This window comes from Pseudomonas sp. P5_B3, from assembly GCF_056400405.1.
Window position 1 is genome coordinate 18,663 of record NZ_JBFULI010000028.1, and the last position, 15,927, is coordinate 34,589.

Here is a 15,927-nt window from a genome sequence, read left to right on the forward strand (position 1 = left end):
GCAATGTCGGCGTCACCACAAAAAACTGTGGGAGCGAGCCTGCTCGCGAAGGGGCCGGCATATTCAACATTGATGTTGCCTGACACGCCGCCATCGCGAGCAAGCTCGCTCCCACAGTGATTTGGGTAGTTCGCAGATTTTGCATACGGCCACTGAACCTGTGGGAGCGAGCTTGCTCGCGATGAGGCCGGCACATTCAAAATTGATGTTGCCTGTCACGCAGCCATCGCGAGCAGGCTCGCTCCCACAGGGGGGATGGGTTGGGTCAGCTCTTGAGTGAGCGGCCTTCAGGAACGCGCCACTTCCAAGTGAGCGGTAAAACGGGTGGCGACTATCTTCCATTGTCCGGCGATACGCTGGTAACGGTCCTGATAAAAGCCACCCAGCTGCCGCGTCGCCCCGCTCTCGCCATCCAGGTTGAAATACCACAGGGCCCAACGGCCCTGGGCTTCACTCTCGCTCAGCACCTCGATTTCCGGATTGGCGCCATGATGCAGGTCGATCACCCGCTCATGGCAGGCCAGTTCGCGGTACAGCGCGGCAAAACTGTCGCGCTCGCAAAAGATCCCCAACGGTCCGTAATCGATCAGCACTTCACCTTCGGCAAAGCAATCGGCAATCACCTCGACCTGCTTGAGGTCGCAGGCGTTGAGGTAGCGATGCTTGAGCTGGCGGATGTCCTCCAGCGCTTCCAGGCGGGCGATACGCTGCTCCAGATTCATGCTGCACCTCGCGGGGTTACGTTAACTTCACTCCAGTAGGCTTTCATCGAACGGATCTTGCCGTCGGCATCGAACTCCATCACGTCGATCACATGCAGCGAGCACGGTTGCCCGCCCCACTCCATGTCGACCCGGAACGGCATCGCGCCGCAACCGTTGAGTGTCGCGCGCACCGGGCCGGTCTGGGTTGCCGAGACCTTCATCGCCCCCAGCCCTTCACGGTAAAAGCGCGCGATGGCGTCGATGCCCTGCAACGGCACCTGGCCGACCGGGTCTTCAACGGTGGCGTCTTCGGCGTATAGCGCGAGGATGCCCTCGATGTCGCCGACATCCACCAGCTCCACGTAACGGGCCATGGTCGCCTGGATATGTTGAGCGCTAATCATTCAGACCACCTCGAATAGAGCAGCAGCACCCATGCCGCCACCGATGCACATGCTCACCACCACATAACGCAAACCGCGACGCTGGCCTTCGACCAGCGCATGGCCGACCATCCGCGCTCCGGACATGCCGAACGGATGGCCGATGGAGATCGCTCCGCCGTTGACGTTCAGGCGTTCGGCCGGAATGCCCAGGGTGTCGCGGCAGTACAGCACCTGGCAGGCGAACGCTTCGTTCAACTCCCACAGACCGATGTGATCCATGGTCAGGCCGTGGCGCTTGAGCAGCTTGGGAATGGCGTACACCGGGCCGATGCCCATCTCGTCGGAGTTGCAGCCGGCGACGGCCATGCCGCGATAGATCCCCAGCGGTTCCAGGCCACGCTTCTCGGCCATTTTCGCACTCATCAACACCGAGGCCGACGCACCGTCGGACAGCTGCGAGGCATTGCCGGCGGTGATGAAACGCCCCTTGTCGCTCCACTGACCGCCCGGCCATACCGGCTCCAGTGCCTTCAGGCTCTGGAGGCTGGTGTCGATGCGGTTGCACTCGTCGCGCAGCAAAGTGACGGACTCATGGCGGGTTTCGCCCGTGGCCTTGTCGACGATCATCTGGCGGCTGGTCAGCGGTGCCAGTTCGCGGTCGAAGCGCCCGGCGCTCTGGGCCTGTGCGGTACGCAGCTGGCTCTGATAGCTGTATTCGTCCTGCTCGTCGCGGGAGATGCCATAACGTGCGCAGATGATCTCGGCGGTTTCGATCATCGGGATATAGGCGTGCGGGTCCAGCTCGATCACCGAACCCGACTGGTTGCGATACAGGTTCTTGTGCTTGTTCTGCACCAGGGAAATCGACTCCAGGCCACCGGCCACGGCGATGTCGATTTCGTCGCACATGATGCCTTTGGCCGCCATGGCGATACTCATCAGGCCCGACGAGCACTGGCGTTCGACCGCCATCCCGGCAACCGACGCCGGCAAGCCACCGGCAATCGCGCACAGGCGGCCCAGGTTATAGGACTGTGTGCCCTGCTGCGCCGCGGCGCCGATAATCACGTCGTCCACTTCACCCGGCTCGATGCCGGCACGGCGCACGGCTTCGCGCACCACGTGGCCGCCCAGTTGCGGCGCTTCGGTGTCATTGAACGCACCGCGAAAGGCCTTGCYGATCGGAGTGCGGGCGGTGGAAACGATGACGGCTTCTTTCATGTTCAGTTCCTCGAAAATGCTGTTGAAGGTCAGGCCGGGTAATAGCGACTGATGGTGTCGACCACGCAGCCAGGACGTTCCTCGCCGTCGATTTCGACGCTGACGCGGACGGTCGCCTGTACGCCGCCCTTCACTTCCTCGACCGCGATCAGTTGTGCACTACCGCGCACCCGCGAACCGACGCGCACCACCGAGGGAAAGCGCACCCGCTCGCAGCCGTAGTTGACGCCCATGGCCAGACCACGGACTTCGACGATCTGCGGCAAGAACAGATTGACCAGTGACAGGCTCAGGTAGCCATGGGCAATGCAGGCGCCAAACGGGCCGCTGGCGGCCTTGAGCGGATCGACGTGAATCCACTGGTGATCGCCCGTGGCGTCGGCGAACTGGTCGATGCGGTCCTGCTCCAGCAGCAGCCATTCGCTGACACCGAGCTCTTGACCCACGGCGTCGAACAAGGCCATCGGCGTGTCGAAAATTCGTGGCATGGTCACGCCCTCTGGCTGGACACCGACAACACTTCGCCGGTCATGTAGGAGCTGTAGTCACTGGCCAGGAACATCATCACGTTGGCCACTTCCCAGACTTCGGCGGCGCGGCCGAACGCTTCGTTGGCGGCCAGTTGATCGAGCACCGCCTGGGGCGCGGATTTGCGCAGGAAATCGTGCAGGGCAATGCTCGGGCTGACCGCGTTGATGCGGATGCCGTAGTCGGCGGCCTCGACCGCTGCGCAGCGGGTCAGCGCCATCACGCCAGCTTTGGCGGCGGCGTAGTGCGACTGTTCTTTCTGCGCGCGCCAGCCCAGCACCGAGGCGTTGTTGACGATCACCCCGGCACGCCGCTCCATCATTTTCGGCAGCATGGCGCGAGTCATGCGCATGGTGCCGGTGAGCGTTACATCCAACACCCGGTTCCATTCTTCGTCGCCCATCTCCACCAGCAGGCGCGAGCCGCCGAGGCCGGCGTTGTTGATCAGCACGTCGACGCCTTGCAGATCACGCTCGGCGCAGGCGATCAGCTGTTGCACCTGAGCTTCGTCGGCGACGTTGCAGACCTGGCCGAAGACCTGCTGCAGCCCGGTGGTTTCGCGGATCTTCAGCACCGCTTCGGTCAACCGGCCTTCATGGATATCGCTGATCATCAACGCACGGCAGCCTTCTTCGGCGGCACGCACGGCGGCGGAAAAACCGATCCCGGCACCGGCGGCGGCGGTGATCAGTACCGACTTGCCGCGCAGCAAACCGCGCCCTTCAACATATTGAGGTACAGACATGAACTCTCTCCTTTCAGGCGCGCGGACGCGGCTCTTTGGGCATGCCCAAGGCACGCTCGGCGATGATGTTGCGCTGGATTTCGTTGCTGCCGCCGTAGAGGGTGTCGGCGCGGCTGAACAGATACAGCGACTGCAATCGGGTCAACTGGTAAGGCGCGGCTTCGAGCAATTCCGCCTCGGCACCGAGGACGTCCATCGCCAACTTGCCGAGGCTGGCGTGCCAGGTCGACCAGAACAGCTTGTAGATGGTCGCCTCTTTGCGCAGCGAACCGTCCTGACTACCCGAGAGCATGCGCAGCGAGTTGTAGCGCATGATCCGCAACCCGCTCCAGGCTTCGGCCAGGCGCTGACGCAGGATCGGGTCGCGGTCGGCGCCATTGGACTTGGCGATGGCGATGATTTCGTTGAGCTCGTTCTGGAACTGCATCTGCTGGCCGAGGGTCGAGACACCACGCTCAAAGCCCAGCAGCGCCATGGCGATCTTCCAGCCTTCGCCCGGTGCGCCGATGATGTTGGCGGCGTCGGTGCGAGCATCGTCGAAGAACACTTCGTTGAATTCCGAGGTGCCGGTCAGTTGCTCGATCGGTCGTACGGTGATTTCCGTCTGGGCCATCGGCACCAGCAGGAACGACAGGCCGCGATGGCCGATGCTGCCCGGTTCGGTGCGGGCGATGACAAAGCACCAATCCGATTCATGGGCCAGGGACGTCCAGACTTTTTGCCCGTTGATCAGCCATTGGCCGGTCGCTTCATCCAGCGTGGCGCGGGTCTTGACGTTGGCCAGATCGGAACCGGCGCCCGGCTCTGAATAGCCCTGGCACCAGAACGACGTACCGCTGACGATCCCCGGCAAGAAGCGCTGTTGCTGTTCGACCGTGCCAAAGGCGGCAACGGTCGGCCCGGCCAGGCCTTCGCCGATATGGCCCATGCGGCCGGGGCCGCCGGCGCGGGCGTACTCTTCGTTAAAGATCACCTGCTGGGTGATCGACAGGCCGCGCCCGCCGTGCTCCGGCGCCCAGCCGACGCAGGTCCAGCCGCCCTCGGCGAGTTTGCGCTCCCAGGCTTTGCGTTCTTCGGGAAACATGTGCTCGTCGCCCGGACCGCCGCGAAAACGCAGGGCTTCGAACTTGCCGCAGAGGTTGGCGCTCATCCAGTCGGCAACTTCCCGACGGAAGCGTTCGTCCTGCTCGCTGAAACTGATTTTCATGGCTGCTCTCCCAGAATCACCGAAGCAATGCGCTCGCGATGCCAGGCCGGTAGCCCGAGGAAACTCTCGCTGGCGCGGGCGCGCTTGAAGTAGAGGTGCGGGTCGTATTCCCAGGTGAAACCGACTCCGCCATGCAACTGGATCGATTCGCACGCGCAATGGAAATAGGTTTCAGAGCACTGCGCCTTGGCCAGCGCCGCCGCCAGCGGCAGTTCGGCCGCAACCTGCGGATCCCCCTGCGGGTCGAGGACTTCCTGGGCCACGCACGCGGCGTAATAGCTGGCCGAACGGGCGCATTCGACTTGCAGCATCATGTCGGCGGCGCGGTGCTTGAGGGCCTGGAAACTGGCAATCGGGCGACCGAACTGCTGGCGTTCCTGCATGTAGGCCACGCTGAGGTCGAGCACCTGCTGCGCGCCGCCGGTCTGCTCGGCGGCCAGGCCGATGCAGGCCAGTTGCAGGACTCGCTCAAGGTGCGGCCAGCCGTTACCGAACTCACCCAGCAACGCATCAGTTTCAAGGTACAGGCCCTTGAGCTGGATCCGCGCCTGACGCCGGGTCTGGTCCATGGTCGGCAGCATCTGTCGTTCGATGCCTGCGTTCATGGCGTTCACGGCAAACAGGCTGATGCCCTTTTCGCCAGTGGTTCCGGGGTGTCGTGCAGCAATGATCAACAGGTCGGCGCCATGGCCGTCGAGCACATGCTTGAGGGTGCCGTCGAGGACGAACCCGTCGCCTTCGGCCACCACGGTTGCCTGAACATCGTCGGCGGACCAGCCATTGGCACTGCTGAACGCCAGGGTCGCGGTCGCGCTGCCATCGGCAATCGACGGCAACCAGCGCAGCTTCTGTTCATCATTGGCGGCCAGCAACAGCGCGGGCGTGGCCATGCAGGCGGTGGCGAAGAACGGCGAGCACAACAAGCGCCGGCCCATCTGTTCCAGCAGGATTGCCAGCTCGACAAAGCCGAGACCGAGGCCGCCGTAGGTTTCGGGGATGTGAATCGCTGGCCAGTACATTTCCTGGCACAGACGCTGCCAGAGGGCTTCATCAAAACCCCGTTCACTGACCATTGCCGCGCGCACCGCGGCAGAATCCGAAACATCGGCGAGGAAGCCCTCGGCCGATGCGCGGATCATTTCCTGTTCGTCGCTGAATGCAAACTCCATCGCGGCGCCTTCTGCTCGTTTGGCGGGGCGCGCGTGACGCAACACCCCTTTGAGCATGAAGTTTGGCGCCGGCCGGACGCGGCAGAATCGTTAGCCCTGCCTAGTCCGAACGGGTGATGTGCTGGCGTGTGTGTTCGGCCGGGAAGCCGATCAGCGGCAGTCTCCGCCCATGCGCACCAGCAGCGCTGAACGGTCCGGTTTCAGGTACGGGTTGATTTCACCGACCTGGCACGACGCCAGGTTCTGCAGTTCCGGCGCGAGGGGTTCTTGCACAAACAGCAGCCCGGCCGGACGCGACTCGGACTGCAACTGCGCCACTGTCAGCGGCGCCACCGGCCGGCCCATGTAATAGACCAGACGGATATCCGGCTCACCGAGGGTATAGGCCTTCTGCCCCGGCTGCCCGTCGGCCAGCGTGGCCACCTGCTCAAGACCGCCAACCCGGTGCGACAGTACCCGCGCTTCGACGAACATGTAGAACACCACGAACCCGGCCAGCATCACGTAGGGCACAACGGCCAGGACCGTGCGCCAGCGCCCCTTCAGGTCCTCGAGCAGCGCCGACCAGTGCATCGCCAGCAGCAATGCCATCGACGGATAAACCGGCAACAGGTACTTGCCATGCTTTTCGGTGAACAGAGAAAACACCAGCAGCGGCAACAAAGTGCAGCACAGCAGCATGCCCGCCTCGCGGCGCGAGCGGATCATTGCCCAGAACTTGCGCGGCTGCACGAATGCGATCAGCCAGAACGGGAAGAAATCGCCGGCCAGGTACAACAGGTACGCATACCAGGCCTCGGCACCCTGCCCATCGATCTTCTTCACGATGTCTTCGCTGATGATCGAAGCCCAGATGCCCCAGCCCTGACTCACAGACACCGCCACGTACCAGGAACTGCCCAGCACCACGGCAATCAGCCAGCCCCTACCGTCGCACAGATAAGCCTTGGCCCGGGCATCGCGGTAGATCAAGGCATAGGCCAGGATCGGCGCCGTCACCCACAACAGGCAAACCGGCCCTTTGGTCAGCAGTGCACAACCCAGCAACACGTAGCTCAGCCGACTCCACAAGGCCCGACCCTGCTGGAAAATGAACTGCCAGGCCGCCAGCAGCGCACCGAAGCACAGCAGGGTCAACAGCATCTCGATTTCCGAGCGCCGTGCGAACAGGCTGAAGGCACCGTTCGCGGCCAGGAACACCACGGCGAACAGACCGACCTGTCGCCCCGCCTGCCGAACGCCGTACAGATAAGTGCCAACACAGCACAAGGCGGCGGCCAACGCCGAAGGCAGGCGCACGCTCCACTCGGACAAGCTGCCCAGCACCGCCGTTGAAACCAGGCCGGCCCAATAGAAAAACGGCGGCTTGGACAAGTACAAGTCGCCGTTCATATAAGGCAGCAGCCAGCTGCCTGCCTCGCGCATTTCGCGCACGGTGACGGCGCGGCGGGCCTCGTTGACACTGAGGAACGGCACGCTGCCCAGTCCCCAGAAAAACAGCAACGCAATCGCGATAGTCACGAGCAACGTAATATTTCGGGTCGATAACGATCCGCGCATGACCTACTCCTTTAGGTGTTTGCTTTTTTTGATCAATTGCAGGTTGCGAAAGTAGACGATGGAGCCAAAGGCCTGGCCGGCGATGAACACCGGGTCTTCACGGTAAATGGCATAGGCGAGCAGCAAGGTGCTGCCGACGATGCTCAGGTACCAGAAGCTCACCGGGATCACACTGCGTTTCTTGTACTCGCTGTACAGCCACTGCAAGACGAAACGCCCGGTAAAGGCGATCTGGCCGGCAAAACCGACGATCAGCCACAAGGCTTCGCGGGAGAGATTCATCCTTCAATCTCCTGGGCAATGGTGTTCAGCCGCGTGCGCTTGATCAGCCACCAGACACCGAACAAATCGAGAATGCCCACCAGCGCGCGGTCGATGTTGCCGTATTTCGACACCCCGGCCGTGCGTGGCCGGTGGTTGACCGGGTGCACGATCATGCGSCCGTTATGGCGCTGGATCAGCGCCGGAATATAGCGATGCATGTGGTCGAAGTACGGCAGGCGCAAGAACGCCGCGCGCTCGATCAGCTTCAGGCCGCAACCGGTGTCCGGGGTGGCGTCCTTGAGCAGGCGGCGGCGCAGGTTGTTGGCGAAMCGCGASGCGTAGCGYTTGCTCGCSGTRTCACGGCGATTGACCCGATGCCCGGCGACCAGTTGCACGTCAACCTGACCCGGTTCGCCGCGCACCAGCGCCAGCATGCCGGGGATGTCCGCCGGGTCGTTCTGGCCGTCGCCATCGAGGGTCGCCAGCCACTGCCCGCGGGCCTCCCGCGCGGCGTGGTACAGCGAAGTGCTCTGCCCCAGCGACCGTTCGTGATGGAGGATGCGCAAGGTGTTCAAGCCGTCGTGGCGGATTTGCCGCAGTTCCTGCAGGGTCGAATCGGTGCTGCCATCGTCGACAACGATGATTTCGTACGATTCAGCGGCCAATGCGACGCGGATTTCCTCAAGCAATGGCTTGAGGTTGTTCGCTTCGTTCTTGGCGGGGATCAGTACGGATACAAAAATGTCTTGGCTCATGGGGTCTCTCTCGCCCTTTTTGATTTTTCGAGATCAGAGGCGAACGCTTCAAATTTGATAAAACTGTCGATACCACTTCACAAACTCGCCGACGCCGGTTTCGAGCGTCACCTGCGGGCTGAAGCCCACCCACTCGGCCAGTGCCGAGACATCGGCCCAGGTCTTGACCACATCACCGGCCTGCATCGGCATGTAGTTGCGCCGGGCCTGCAGGCCCAGGGCGGACTCCAGGCAGTCGACGAAATCCAGCAACGCCACCGGCATGCCACGCCCGATGTTGAAGAGCCGGTTTACCCCGGTGGCAGAGCCTTCCGGCACCGGAGGCCTTGGGCGTAGTCGGGCGATACCTTCGACAATGTCGTCGACGTAGGTAAAGTCGCGCGACATCTGCCCCTGGTTGTAAATGTCGATGGGCAGGTCTTTGAGGATGGCGTCGGTAAACTTGAACAGCGCCATGTCCGGGCGACCCCATGGACCATAGACGGTAAAAAAGCGCAGGCCACTGGCTTTCAAACCATACAAATGGCAGTAACTTTCGGCCAGCAGCTCATTGGCGCGCTTGCTGGCAGCGTACAGTGAAACGGGATGTTCGACAGGGTCCTCGACGCTGAACGGCATCTTGCTGTTGGTGCCGTACACCGAACTGCTCGAGGCGTAGATCAGATGCTCGGGGCGATGGTGCCGACAGGCTTCCAGCACATTGAGGAAACCCACCAGGTTCGATTGCCCATAGACATCCGGGTTGTCCAGCGAGTAGCGCACTCCGGCCTGAGCGGCCAGGTGCACCACCTCGGTAAAACGGTGTTCTTGAAACAGGCTCATCAGGGCCGGTTTATCGACGATGTCCATTTTCCGGAAGCGAAAGCCCGGCAACGTCTCCAACACCTTGAGGCGTGCATGCTTGAGTTCCACGTCGTAGTAGTCGTTGAGGTTGTCGATCCCGACAACGTCCTGACCCTCGCGGCACAAGCGCTGAACCGTATGAAAACCGATGAAACCGGCTGCACCGGTGACCAGAACGGTCATTGGACGCACGCCTGCGACTGCGCCGCGATCGACGCGAGATTACTGATCCAGACCCTCGTGGGCTTCATGTGTAGCTCCTGCTTATGGCGTCATTCGCGCACGGTTTCGTTGTGAAGCTTATAAAACAGAAACATTTCAGTTTCGATAACCCCGTGCGCAACCTCAGCAAAAAAACCATATTTGGCCGAAACAGCCGCTACTATTTGGCCGAATCGTCATGTGGCTTATAAAACCGGAACAAGCCGATATCCACGGTCTTGATGTATTGCGTGGCCCAATCCGGCTTGACGGTACGATCATGGAAATACAGGGCACCCTGGGTGCGGTCCGGCAGTTCCTTGTTCAGGGCCTTGCGCGCGATTTCCTTGGCCATCGCATAAGGCACCTCTTCCTGGACCGAATCGGACTTGCCGTCACACCACCAGGAAAACTGGCAACTCTTGGTCTCCGAACCCTGTTTCACCACTTTACACACCGTGTCCGGAAAGCCCTCGTGGCCCAGGCGATTCATGACCACGTTGGCCACCGCCTCCATGTCGGCGGAGTCCCTGCCCCTGGCTTCCCAGTAAATGGAGCGGGCCAGGCACGTGATCGCGTCGTCCAGCGGCGCGACACCCGCCGGGTCAACGGCCTGGACTTCGGACGGGGTAATCGCTTCAGCCTTGGGTGCGGGTGCGGGGCTTTTATTCTCGGCGGCTTTCTGTTCCAGCACCTCGGCCTTGTTCTCGGCCGCTTGCTGTTTCTGCTCTTGATCCGTAGCGGACACCGGGCCGGCAAGCAACGTGAGGGTGAGGCAGCTGGCGATCCAGTCGAAACGCATGATCGGTGTCACTCGGTGAGCGATGCGATTCAGTGTAGTAGTGAAATGATTTCACCCGCCCCACTACACTCTGGATAATTCCGTTGTCTTAGACGGGGCAACTTCGCGCATCATGGGTGCCATCTGCTCAAGGGGGATTTTCATGGGTTTCATCTCATCCGCACTGCGTTTGGCCGGTTTGTCTCTGGGCCTGGTATTCGCCGCTAACGCTATCGCGGCGGACGAAGCGCAATTGGTCGAATCGATCAACGTCTACCGTAGCCAACTGCAACGCTGTGCCGGCCAGGTCTCAGCGGAGCTGCCGCCGCTGTCGGCAGACCCGCGCCTGGTGCTGACCGCCCCGAGCATTGGCAATCTGCAGCAGGCCATGGCCACTGCGGGTTATCCGATGAAGAACGTGCAGGCCATCAGCCTGTCCGGGCCGCGCGATGCGGCGTCGGCGATGAAGGCGATTCAGGAGAGCTTTTGCCAGATCGTCCTCGACCCGCAGTTCGTCGATGTCGGCGTCAGCCGCCAGGACAATCAGTGGCGCATCGTCGTGGCGCGGCCACTGCTGAGTTCACACCTGGGCGACTGGCAGACCGAGGGCCAGAAGCTGCTCATCGAACTCAACGCCGCACGGGCCAAGCCGCGTCAATGCGGCAACCAGTCTTTCAATGCCACTGCGCCGCTGGCCTGGAACGCCACGCTGGCCACCGCCGCCGAAGGCAACTCGCGCTCCATGGCCAACAACAACTATTTCGACCACAAGGATCGCGATGGCCGCACCCCGGGCGACCGCGCGGAACTGGCCGGCTACGACTTCCAGCAGATCGGCGAAAACATCGCCGCCGGGCAAGACAGCGTACGCAAGGTGGTCGAAGGCTGGCTGACCAGCCCCGGCCACTGCGCCAACCTGATGAACCCGCAGTTCCGTGAACTGGGCGCGGCGTATGCGACCGACCCGAAGAGCGATGCGGGGATTTACTGGACGGCGGTGTTTGGGGCGCAGTGAGTGCCCTAGCCCCCGAAGCGATTGCGTCGGGGGTTCTTTGTGGTCAACGAACACTTCGAAGTGCGAAGTAACTTTACAAAAAGAAAGATCCTTCTGAAGGAAATTTCTGAAATATGAAAAACCACACATGAAGTCTTGAAATTTCAAAGCTCAATAAATATACCTACCCCTTACGACACCATTTCGAATAACAATTTCGACTTCAAAGCAAGGGTCCTATGAAAAACGCAATATCACCTACAAGAAATGAAAACTTTTCTGACTGGTATCAACAAGTGATTATCCAGTCAGAAATGGCTGAGAACTCTCCAGTTCGAGGCTGCATGGTAATCCGTCCTTGGGGGTATGGCATATGGGAGCAGATTCAACGAGAACTTGATAAGAAAATCAAAGACACAGGGCATTCAAACGCATATTTTCCACTTTTGATTCCGTTATCCTTTCTTCAAAAAGAAGCAGAGCATGTTGAAGGCTTTGCCAAAGAGTGCGCGGTTGTAACCCATCATCGTCTCGAAAAATCAACGGATGGAGCGCTTACTCCCGCAGGAACACTAGAAGAACCGTTGATCATCAGGCCCACCAGTGAAACGGTCATCGGTGCATCCTTTTCACGATGGGTACAAAGTTATCGGGATCTGCCTCTACTTATCAATCAATGGGCGAACGTACTGCGCTGGGAAATGCGTCCTCGGATTTTCCTGCGCTCATCGGAGTTCCTATGGCAGGAAGGTCACACCGTTCACGCAACTCATGATGAGGCCTTGGACGAAACGCTAAAGATGCTGGATATCTATGAGCGCTTTACTACCGAGCACCTGGCCATACCAGTAATCAAGGGCGAAAAGTGCTCCTGGGAACGTTTTCCGGGCGCCGTCAGCACCTACACCATTGAAGCGATGATGCAAGACGGCAAGGCCCTGCAAGCAGGTACTTCTCATTTTTTAGGCCAGAACTTCGCACAAAGTTCAGACATCCGCTTCGTGAACAAAGGAGGGATAAAAGAACTGGCATGGACCACGTCTTGGGGAGTATCCACGCGACTGATCGGCGCGATGATAATGGCCCATGGTGACGATGATGGACTAGTACTCCCGCCCCTCGTGGCACCGACGCAGGTCGTCATTATCCCGATCGTGCGCAACGAACAGAATGCAGATGCCATTCATGACTACTGCAAAAAACTGCAAAAGCAGATTTGTCGGAAAAAACTGAAGGGGCAAAACCTTCGGGCCAGTATTGATTGGCGGGACATGAACAGTGGCGAAAAAAAATGGTACCACATCAAGCGTGGCGTCCCTGTCCGGATCGAGATTGGCATAAAGGAACTGGAGCAAAATGCGGTGTCCTATTTCTGTCGAAACAACTGCAAAATCCTTCTGAAACTTGACACTGGAGATTTCGTTAATAACATCTCGAAAACACTGGCCACCCTTCAAAAAGACATGTTAGAGGCGGCACAGAAGAAATTGTCCGACAACACCACAACGATCACTACTCTGGACGAATTCAAAAAGCGCTTCAAACAGAACACAAAACTTAGCGCCTTTGTTCTCGCCCCCTTCACCGAAGACAAAAAAGTTGAAAAAGCCATCGGAGAGCTTGGAGTAACTGTTCGCTGTATTCCGCTAAAACAACCTGAAATCTCCGTAACCTGTTTATTCACCGGCCGAAAAACGAACACGTGGGCATTTTATGCAAAGTCATATTGATCCCTGATCACCTACAGCCCCGCTATTGCGGCAATGCTGTTCATTTAAGAAGTATAGAGAGAGCAATAAGTAACCTGTGGCGAGGGAGCTTGCTCCCGTTGGGCTGCGAAGCGGCCCCAAAAGAGGGCCTGCTGCGCAGYCCARCGGGAGCAAGCTCCCTCGCCACAAGTCATTTGTCACAACTGCCATTTCGGTTTTCTGGCAGTACGCATCAGTGGCTACTCATCCCGGCCGCATGCATCAACATCCGCAACGCCCCTGCCAACACACCCAAGGCAACCACACTGCCCAGCCAGATCACCACCAGCCATCCCAGGCGCTTGTACCAGCGCGCGGGTGCGGTTTGATTCCTATCAATGGTAGCCATCGCCAATCCTCACTTTGCCGCGGAACACGTAGTAGCTCCAGACCGTGTACATCAGGATGATCGGCAGGATGAACAGCGCGCCGATCAGGATGAACAACTGGCTGGTCGGCGGTGACGCCGCTGCCCACAGGCTGATCGACGGCGGCACGATGTTCGGCCAGATGCTGAACGCCAGGCCGATGTAACCGAGGAACACCAGCATCAGGGTGAAGGCGAACGGCCAATGGGTGTGGCGTTGGCGCAGGGTCCTGAGCAAGCCGAACATCGCCAGCAAGGCCAGCACCGCCAAGCCACCGAACACCGCCAGGTGCGCATGGGCAAACCAGCGCGTGGCGATTTCCGGATGCAGGATTGGCGTCCACACGCAGATCACGCCGATCACCGCCAACAGCAGCCAGGCCAGGGGCCGGGTGAACAGGCGCATCCGCGATTCGAGCATGCCTTCGGTCTTGACCAGCAACCAGGTGCTGCCGAGCAGCGCATAGGCGACGATCAGGCCGACACCGCAGAACAACGGAAACGGTGCCAGCCAGTCCAGCGAACCACCGGCGAACTGCCGGTTCACCACCGGGATACCGGCAATGTAAGTACCGATCACCACGCCCTGGGAGAAGGTCGCCAGCAGCGAACCGCCGATGAACGCCATGTCCCAGACATGACGCTTTTCAGGGCTGGCCTTGAAGCGAAACTCGAACGCCACACCGCGGAAGATCAAGCCGCACAGCATCAGGATCAGCGGCAGGTACAACGCTTCGAGAATCACCGAATAGGCCAGCGGGAATGCTCCATACAGCGCCGCGCCGCCCAGCACCAGCCAGGTCTCGTTACCGTCCCAGACCGGTGCCACGGTGTTCATCATCACATCGCGCTCCTTCGCATCCGGGATCAGCGGAAACAGGATGCCCAACCCCAGGTCGAAGCCGTCCATGATCACGTACATCATCACGCCGAAGGCGATGATCACGCCCCAGATCAACGATAAATCGATACCTTGAATACCCATGACTCAACTCCCTTCCTTCATTTGACGCGGGCGTCGGTTTCGAGGATTTCAGCGTCGGCGGACAGCGGCCGGCGCGGTGTGATGACCTGATCGGAATGCCCCGCAGGCGGATGCTCGTGATGGGGTTTCGGCCCTTTAGCCACCAGTTTCATCATGTAGCCGATGCCCACCGTGAACACCGAGAAGTAGATCACCACGAACAGCGCCAGCGAGATGCTCAACTGCGCGATGCTGTGATTCGATGCCGCATTTGCCGTCCGCTGCAGGCCATACACCGCCCACGGCTGGCGCCCGACTTCGGTGGTGATCCAGCCGGCGAGCATGGCGATCAGGCCGCTTGGGCCCATCCACAGCATCAGGCGCAGGAACCAGCGATTGCGGTAAATGGCGCCGCTGCGGCGCAGGGCCAGGCCGAGCACACCGGCCAGCACCATCAACATGCCCAGCCCGGCCATGACACGGAAACTCCAGAAGATGATCGTCGCGTTGGGGCGATCCTCTTTCGGGAAGCTCTTGAGCGCCGGGATCTGCTTGTCGAGGCTGTGGGTCAGGATCAAGCTGCCCAGGTAGGGAATTTCGATCGCATATCTGGTCTTCTCGGCCTGCATGTCGGGGATACCGAACAGCACCAGCGGCGTCGCTTCGCTCCCGTTGTTTTCCCAGTGCCCTTCGATGGCAGCGATCTTCGCCGGTTGATGCTCCAGGGTGTTCAAGCCGTGGGCGTCACCGACCACCGCCTGAATCGGGCTAACGACCAAGGCCATCCACAACGCCATCGACAGCATCTTGCGCACTTGCCGGGTGTCGTTGCCGCGCAGCAGATGCCACGCCGCCGACGAGCCGACAAAGAACGCCGTGGCCACGAACGCGGCAATCGCCATGTGCGCCAGGCGGTACGGGAACGACGGGTTGAACACGATGGCCAGCCAGTCCAGCGGCATCACCCGACCGTCGACGATCTCGAAGCCCTGGGGCGTTTGCATCCAGCTGTTGGACGCAAGAATCCAGAAGGTCGAAATCAGCGTGCCGATGGCGACCATGACCGTCGAGAAGAAGTGCAGGCCGCGCCCTACCCGGTTCCAGCCGAACAGCATGACCCCGAGGAAACCGGCCTCGAGGAAGAACGCCGTGAGCACTTCATAGGTCAGCAAGGGCCCGGTGATGCTGCCGGCGAAATCGGAGAAGCGGCTCCAGTTGGTGCCGAACTCGTAGGCCATGACCAGCCCCGAGACCACGCCCATGCCGAAGTTGACGGCGAAGATCTTCGACCAGAAATGGTAGAGATCACGGTAGGTGTCGTTGTGGGTCTTCAGCCAAAGCCCTTCGAGCACCGCCAGGAAACTGGCCAGCCCGATGGTGATGGCGGGAAAGATGATGTGGAACGAAACCGTGAACGCGAATTGCATGCGCGCCAGGTCCAGTGCCTCCAGGTTAAACATGTCGATATCCTCATCGCGGCTGAAAAACGG

General features: G+C 60.4%; 17 protein-coding genes. 2 read left to right on the forward strand and 15 right to left on the reverse strand.

The window, feature by feature from the left end; translation table 11 throughout:
* Positions 1–287: 287 nt before the first annotated feature.
* From AC1DRN_RS17315 to AC1DRN_RS17370, 12 genes are all read right to left on the reverse strand, one after another.
* On the reverse strand, positions 288–722 hold the full coding sequence (locus AC1DRN_RS17315) for a nuclear transport factor 2 family protein (RefSeq protein WP_223462631.1): 435 nt from the start codon (positions 720–722) through the stop codon (positions 288–290).
* Positions 719–1,108 carry a steroid Delta-isomerase gene (locus AC1DRN_RS17320; RefSeq protein ID WP_223462630.1) on the reverse strand — a complete coding sequence of 130 codons (390 nt, stop codon included), beginning with the start codon at positions 1,106–1,108 and terminating at the stop codon, positions 719–721. The genes AC1DRN_RS17315 and AC1DRN_RS17320 overlap by 4 nt, the downstream gene beginning before the upstream one ends.
* Positions 1,109–2,311: an acetyl-CoA C-acyltransferase gene (locus AC1DRN_RS17325; RefSeq protein WP_477786760.1), complete on the reverse strand. Its 1,203-nt coding sequence runs from the start codon at positions 2,309–2,311 to the stop codon at positions 1,109–1,111.
* Positions 2,312–2,340: 29 nt separating this feature from the next.
* Positions 2,341–2,799 (reverse strand): MaoC family dehydratase, encoded by a 459-nt coding sequence (locus AC1DRN_RS17330; protein ID WP_223462628.1) that lies wholly within the window; start codon positions 2,797–2,799, stop codon positions 2,341–2,343.
* A 2-nt stretch (positions 2,800–2,801) separates the two neighbouring features.
* Entirely contained in the window at positions 2,802–3,584 is a 783-nt protein-coding gene (locus AC1DRN_RS17335; protein WP_223462627.1) for an SDR family oxidoreductase, read from the reverse strand.
* Positions 3,585–3,597: 13 nt separating this feature from the next.
* The gene (locus AC1DRN_RS17340) at positions 3,598–4,791 is read right to left on the reverse strand and encodes an acyl-CoA dehydrogenase family protein (protein ID WP_223462626.1); all 1,194 of its coding nucleotides are present in this window, start codon (positions 4,789–4,791) and stop codon (positions 3,598–3,600) included.
* Complete coding sequence (locus AC1DRN_RS17345; protein ID WP_223462625.1) at positions 4,788–5,960, reverse strand: acyl-CoA dehydrogenase family protein; 1,173 nt, start codon at positions 5,958–5,960, stop codon at positions 4,788–4,790. Before AC1DRN_RS17345 ends, AC1DRN_RS17340 begins: the two co-directional genes overlap by 4 nt.
* 150 nt (positions 5,961–6,110) lie before the next feature.
* Positions 6,111–7,520: an ArnT family glycosyltransferase gene (locus AC1DRN_RS17350; protein WP_223462624.1), complete on the reverse strand. Its 1,410-nt coding sequence runs from the start codon at positions 7,518–7,520 to the stop codon at positions 6,111–6,113.
* Positions 7,521–7,523: 3 nt separating this feature from the next.
* Complete coding sequence (locus tag AC1DRN_RS17355; RefSeq protein WP_223462623.1) at positions 7,524–7,802, reverse strand: lipid-A-disaccharide synthase N-terminal domain-containing protein; 279 nt, start codon at positions 7,800–7,802, stop codon at positions 7,524–7,526.
* The gene (locus tag AC1DRN_RS17360; protein ID WP_223462622.1) at positions 7,799–8,539 is read right to left on the reverse strand and encodes a glycosyltransferase family 2 protein; all 741 of its coding nucleotides are present in this window, start codon (positions 8,537–8,539) and stop codon (positions 7,799–7,801) included. The genes AC1DRN_RS17355 and AC1DRN_RS17360 overlap by 4 nt, the downstream gene beginning before the upstream one ends.
* 48 nt (positions 8,540–8,587) lie before the next feature.
* Positions 8,588–9,565, reverse strand: a complete 978-nt coding sequence (locus AC1DRN_RS17365) for an NAD-dependent epimerase (protein ID WP_223463784.1) — start codon at positions 9,563–9,565, stop codon at positions 8,588–8,590.
* 199 nt (positions 9,566–9,764) lie between these two features.
* The gene (locus AC1DRN_RS17370) at positions 9,765–10,385 is read right to left on the reverse strand and encodes a cell wall hydrolase (protein WP_223463783.1); all 621 of its coding nucleotides are present in this window, start codon (positions 10,383–10,385) and stop codon (positions 9,765–9,767) included.
* Positions 10,386–10,527: 142 nt separating this feature from the next.
* Here AC1DRN_RS17370 and AC1DRN_RS17375 point away from each other — a divergent pair, with 142 nt between their 5' ends.
* Together AC1DRN_RS17375 and proS are read left to right on the forward strand one after the other, a co-directional pair.
* A complete protein-coding gene (locus tag AC1DRN_RS17375; protein WP_223463782.1) occupies positions 10,528–11,379 on the forward strand; it encodes a CAP domain-containing protein in 852 nt (283 codons plus the stop codon).
* A 218-nt stretch (positions 11,380–11,597) separates the two neighbouring features.
* Positions 11,598–13,088: a proline--tRNA ligase gene (gene proS / locus AC1DRN_RS17380; RefSeq protein ID WP_457266232.1), complete on the forward strand. Its 1,491-nt coding sequence runs from the start codon at positions 11,598–11,600 to the stop codon at positions 13,086–13,088.
* Positions 13,089–13,299: 211 nt separating this feature from the next.
* Here proS and AC1DRN_RS17385 read toward each other — a convergent pair whose 3' ends face one another.
* From AC1DRN_RS17385 to AC1DRN_RS17395, 3 genes are read right to left on the reverse strand one after another with little or no spacing between them, the layout of a single operon-like run.
* Entirely contained in the window at positions 13,300–13,455 is a 156-nt protein-coding gene (locus tag AC1DRN_RS17385) for a DUF2474 domain-containing protein (protein WP_223463780.1), read from the reverse strand.
* Positions 13,442–14,458, reverse strand: a complete 1,017-nt coding sequence (gene cydB, locus AC1DRN_RS17390) for a cytochrome d ubiquinol oxidase subunit II (protein ID WP_457266233.1) — start codon at positions 14,456–14,458, stop codon at positions 13,442–13,444. Before cydB ends, AC1DRN_RS17385 begins: the two co-directional genes overlap by 14 nt.
* Positions 14,459–14,475: 17 nt before the next feature.
* Positions 14,476–15,897, reverse strand: a complete 1,422-nt coding sequence (locus AC1DRN_RS17395) for a cytochrome ubiquinol oxidase subunit I (RefSeq protein ID WP_457266234.1) — start codon at positions 15,895–15,897, stop codon at positions 14,476–14,478.
* Positions 15,898–15,927: the final 30 nt, after the last annotated feature.